Source organism: Nocardia inohanensis NBRC 100128 (assembly GCF_001612945.1).
In the GTDB taxonomy this organism is placed as follows: domain Bacteria; phylum Actinomycetota; class Actinomycetes; order Mycobacteriales; family Mycobacteriaceae; genus Nocardia; species Nocardia inohanensis.
The window spans coordinates 1-5,559 of record NZ_BDBK01000025.1; the positions used below are offsets into that span (position 1 = coordinate 1).

General features: G+C 56.9%; 3 rRNA genes and 1 pseudogene. All 4 read left to right on the plus strand.

Going from position 1 to position 5,559, the window contains the following annotated elements:
• Window positions 1–7: 7 nt before the first annotated feature.
• Window positions 8–1,526: ribosomal RNA gene (locus NI1_RS36825) — 16S ribosomal RNA — on the plus strand.
• Between the two features lie 331 nt (window positions 1,527–1,857).
• Window positions 1,858–4,965, plus strand: a 23S ribosomal RNA gene (locus tag NI1_RS36830).
• A gap of 119 nt (window positions 4,966–5,084) precedes the next feature.
• Window positions 5,085–5,201 (plus strand): 5S ribosomal RNA (gene rrf / locus NI1_RS36835).
• Together the 16S, 23S and 5S rRNA genes form the textbook arrangement of a ribosomal RNA operon.
• A gap of 118 nt (window positions 5,202–5,319) precedes the next feature.
• Window positions 5,320–5,559, plus strand: a pseudogene (locus NI1_RS36840) (hypothetical protein); the annotation flags it as partial.

Sequence of the window (5,559 nt, forward strand, 5' to 3'; positions counted from 1 at the left end):
AGAGTCTTCAACGGAGAGTTTGATCCTGGCTCAGGACGAACGCTAGCGGCGTGCTTAACACATGCAAGTCGAGCGGTAAGGCCCTTCGGGGTACACGAGCGGCGAACGGGTGAGTAACACGTGGGTGATCTGCCTCGCACTCTGGGATAAGCCTGGGAAACTGGGTCTAATACCGGATACGACCAGCCTCTGCATGGGGGTTGGTGGAAAGGTTTACTGGTGCGAGATGGGCCCGCGGCCTATCAGCTTGTTGGTGAGGTAACGGCTCACCAAGGCGACGACGGGTAGCCGGCCTGAGAGGGCGACCGGCCACACTGGGACTGAGACACGGCCCAGACTCCTACGGGAGGCAGCAGTGGGGAATATTGCACAATGGGCGAAAGCCTGATGCAGCGACGCCGCGTGAGGGATGACGGCCTTCGGGTTGTAAACCTCTTTTGACAGGGACGAAGCGCAAGTGACGGTACCTGTAGAAGAAGCACCGGCCAACTACGTGCCAGCAGCCGCGGTAATACGTAGGGTGCGAGCGTTGTCCGGAATTACTGGGCGTAAAGAGCTTGTAGGCGGTCTGTCGCGTCGATTGTGAAAACTTGCAGCTCAACTGCAAGCTTGCAGTCGATACGGGCAGACTAGAGTACTGCAGGGGAGACTGGAATTCCTGGTGTAGCGGTGAAATGCGCAGATATCAGGAGGAACACCGGTGGCGAAGGCGGGTCTCTGGGCAGTAACTGACGCTGAGAAGCGAAAGCGTGGGTAGCGAACAGGATTAGATACCCTGGTAGTCCACGCCGTAAACGGTGGGCGCTAGGTGTGGGTTTCCTTCCACGGGATCCGTGCCGTAGCTAACGCATTAAGCGCCCCGCCTGGGGAGTACGGCCGCAAGGCTAAAACTCAAAGGAATTGACGGGGGCCCGCACAAGCGGCGGAGCATGTGGATTAATTCGATGCAACGCGAAGAACCTTACCTGGGTTTGACATACACCGGAAAGCCATAGAGATATGGCCCCCCTTGTGGTCGGTGTACAGGTGGTGCATGGCTGTCGTCAGCTCGTGTCGTGAGATGTTGGGTTAAGTCCCGCAACGAGCGCAACCCTTATCTTATGTTGCCAGCGCGTAATGGCGGGGACTCGTGAGAGACTGCCGGGGTCAACTCGGAGGAAGGTGGGGACGACGTCAAGTCATCATGCCCCTTATGTCCAGGGCTTCACACATGCTACAATGGCCGGTACAGAGGGCTGCGATACCGTGAGGTGGAGCGAATCCCTTAAAGCCGGTCTCAGTTCGGATCGGGGTCTGCAACTCGACCCCGTGAAGTTGGAGTCGCTAGTAATCGCAGATCAGCAACGCTGCGGTGAATACGTTCCCGGGCCTTGTACACACCGCCCGTCACGTCATGAAAGTCGGTAACACCCGAAGCCGGTGGCCTAACCCCTTGTGGGAGGGAGCCGTCGAAGGTGGGATTGGCGATTGGGACGAAGTCGTAACAAGGTAGCCGTACCGGAAGGTGCGGCTGGATCACCTCCTTTCTAAGGAGCACTTCTACGCAACGCTCTTCGAACAGTCGAACGAGAATGCGTCAGAGACCGTTTTAGTTCCCACACGTGGAACTGCGGACGCTCATGGGTGGAACACCGACAATCTTCATCGCACTCGGTTTCAGCTATGTCTGGAACCGCGGTGAATATACCGACACACTATTGGGTCCTGAAAGAACAGACGATGTCTGCGCTTTCTAGGAATCAAAACGATCCGCTCGGATCTCTTGCGAAACCGCTGGCTTTGCCGGTCAGGTCCTTGAATCCAATCCGATGCGGGTGTGTTGTTTGAGAACTGCACAGTGGACGCGAGCATCTTTGTTAGTAAGTGAAAAAGAGCGTACGGTGGATGCCTTGGCACCAGGAGCCGATGAAGGACGTAGTAGGCTGCGATAAGCCTCGGGGAGCTGTCAAACGAGCTGAGATCCGAGGATTTCCGAATGGGGAAACCCGGCACGAGTGATGTCGTGTCACCCGCACCTGAATATATAGGGTGTGTGGAGGGAACGTGGGGAAGTGAAACATCTCAGTACCCACAGGAAGAGAAAACAACATGTGATTCCGTGAGTAGTGGCGAGCGAAAGCGGAAGAGGCTAAACCGGTTATGTGTGATAGACGGCAGTCGTTGCATAGCCGGGGTTGTGGGATTGTTCTTCTCAGGTCTGCCGATCTGAGCATGAGTCAGAAACCGTTGTGTTAGCTGAATTGGTCTGGGACGGCCAACCGTAGAGGGTGAGAGTCCTGTAAGCGAAAACGCAACGGCTCATGTGAGCAACTCCCGAGTAGCAGCGGGCCCGTGAAATCTGCTGTGAATCTGTCGGGACCACCCGATAAGCCTGAATACTACCTGGTGACCGATAGCGGACTAGTACCGTGAGGGAAAGGTGAAAAGTACCCCGGGAGGGGAGTGAAATAGTACCTGAAACCGTGCGCTTACAAACCGTCAGAGCCTCTTTGTGGGGTGATGGCGTGCCTTTTGAAGAATGAGCCTGCGAGTCATCGGTGTGTGGCGAGGTTAACCCGTGTGGGGTAGCCGTAGCGAAAGCGAGTCCGAATAGGGCGCCCGAGTCGCACACTATGGACCCGAAGCGGAGTGATCTACCCATGGCCAGGGTGAAGCGACGGTAAGACGTCGTGGAGGCCCGAACCCACTTAGGTTGAAAACTGAGGGGATGAGCTGTGGGTAGGGGTGAAAGGCCAATCAAACTCCGTGATAGCTGGTTCTCCCCGAAATGCATTTAGGTGCAGCGTCGCGTGTTTCTCACCGGAGGTAGAGCTACTGGATGGCCTAGGGGGCCTACAAGCTTACCGAAGTCAGCCAAACTCCGAATGCCGGTGAGTGAGAGCGCGGCAGTGAGACTGTGGGGGATAAGCTTCATAGTCGAGAGGGAAACAGCCCAGATCGCCGGCTAAGGCCCCTAAGCGTGTACTAAGTGGAAAAGGATGTGGGGTCGCGAAGACAACCAGGAGGTTGGCTTAGAAGCAGCCACCCTTGAAAGAGTGCGTAATAGCTCACTGGTCAAGTGATCCTGCGCCGACAATGTAGCGGGGCTCAAGTACACCGCCGAAGCCGCGGCATTCACACATTATCCTGCCTTCGGGCCAGGAGTGTGGATGGGTAGGGGAGCGTCCTGTAGCCAGGGAAGCGGCGGAGTGATCCAGCCGTGGAGGCTACGGGAGTGAGAATGCAGGCATGAGTAGCGAAAGACGAGTGAGAAACTCGTCCGCCGAATGACCAAGGGTTCCTGGGCCAGGTTAATCCGCCCAGGGTGAGTCGGGACCTAAGGCGAGGCCGACAGGCGTAGTCGATGGACAACGGGTTGATATTCCCGTACCCGTGTATCCGCGCCAAATATCGAATCAGTGGTACTAAGTATCCAAAAGCGGATGGACCTCCTTCGGGAGGCCGGAAGTGGCTGCATACGACCTTCGCTGTAGTAGGTAAGCGATGGGGTGACGCAGGAAGGTAGCTGGGCCAGGTGATGGAATACCTGGTGTAAGCCTGTAGGGCGTGGTGTAGGCAAATCCGCACCGCATACAGCCTGAGAGGTGATGCGTAGCCGATTGAGGCGAATTCAGTGATCCTATGCTGCCGAGAAAAGCCTCTAGTGAGTTGGTACACGGCCCGTACCCCAAACCGACACAGGTGGTCAGGTAGAGAATACTAAGGCGATCGAGATAACTGTGGTTAAGGAACTCGGCAAAATACCTCCGTAACTTCGGGAGAAGGAGGGCCCGGTCTGGTGAACACCCTTGCGGTGGGAGCTGGGTTGGGTCGCAGAGACCAGTGAGAAGCGACTGTTTACTAAAAACACAGGTCCGTGCGAAGTCGTAAGACGATGTATACGGACTGACGCCTGCCCGGTGCCGGAAGGTTAAGAGGACCGGTTAGCTACTTCGGTGGCGAAGCTGAGAATTTAAGCCCCGGTAAACGGCGGTGGTAACTATAACCATCCTAAGGTAGCGAAATTCCTTGTCGGGTAAGTTCCGACCTGCACGAATGGCGTAACGACTTCTCAGCTGTCTCAACCACAGACTCGGCGAAATTGCAGTACGAGTAAAGATGCTCGTTACGCGCGGCAGGACGAAAAGACCCCGGGACCTTCACTATAGCTTGGTATTGGTGTTCGGTACGGTTTGTGTAGGATAGGTGGGAGACTGTGAAACATGCACGCCAGTGTGTGTGGAGTCGTCGTTGAAATACCACTCTGATCGTATTGGACCTCTAACCTCGGACCCTGATCGGGTTCAGGGACAGTGCCTGGTGGGTAGTTTAACTGGGGCGGTTGCCTCCCAAAATGTAACGGAGGCGCCCAAAGGTTCCCTCAGCCTGGTTGGCAATCAGGTGTCGAGTGCAAGTGCACAAGGGAGCTTGACTGTGAGACCGACAGGTCGAGCAGGGACGAAAGTCGGGACTAGTGATCCGGCACCGGCAAGTGGAAGCGGTGTCGCTCAACGGATAAAAGGTACCCCGGGGATAACAGGCTGATCTTCCCCAAGAGTCCATATCGACGGGATGGTTTGGCACCTCGATGTCGGCTCGTCGCATCCTGGGGCTGGAGTAGGTCCCAAGGGTTGGGCTGTTCGCCCATTAAAGCGGCACGCGAGCTGGGTTTAGAACGTCGTGAGACAGTTCGGTCTCTATCCGCCGCGCGCGTCAGAAACTTGAGGAAGGCTGTCCCTAGTACGAGAGGACCGGGACGGACGAACCTCTGGTGTGCCAGTTGTCCTGCCAAGGGCACGGCTGGTTTGCTACGTTCGGAAGGGATAACCGCTGAAAGCATCTAAGCGGGAAGCCTGTTCCAAGATGAGGTTTCTCACCCCCTCGAGGGGTTAAGGCCCCCAACAGACCATTGGGTTGATAGGCCGGAACTGGAAGCCCGGTAACGGGTGCAGGTGACCGGTACTAATAGGCCGAGGACTTACCAACAAAGCTGCTACGCGTCCACTGTGCGGTATCTGAAACAACACACAGATACCAGAGAAGAAGACAGACCAATTGGGTTTACACCCAAGCGATCTGGCTCTCTGTGTCTAGTTTCATAGAGTTACGGCGGCTATAGCGGTGGGGAAACGCCCGGTCCCATTCCGAACCCGGAAGCTAAGGCCACCTGCGCCGATGGTACTGCACTCGACAGGGTGTGGGAGAGTAGGACACCGCCGGAACATCCTTCGCGAAACCCCCTGACTTCGGTCAGGGGGTTTCTGCGTTTCCGGGCACAAACCGGCGTGGCAGGGAACAAGCCGTGCGCGCGTCGCCGTTGTGCAGTTCATGGATTCGGCTGTGCGAGAGCCGGGTACGGCCCGGCCCAGGTTGCGGGTGACGCTCGGTTACCTGCTGCTCCTCGCACTCTCCACGATCCTGCTCACCGTCCTGAGCGATTCCGCCGAAACCAAAGTCGTTCTGCACGCGAGCACGAACCTGCACAACCTGCTCCGCGGCCACCTCGGCACCCTCTTCTCCAGCGCGCTGATCATCGGCGGCGGCACGGTCGCCTGGGGTGTGCTGCTCATGTTCGGCGCT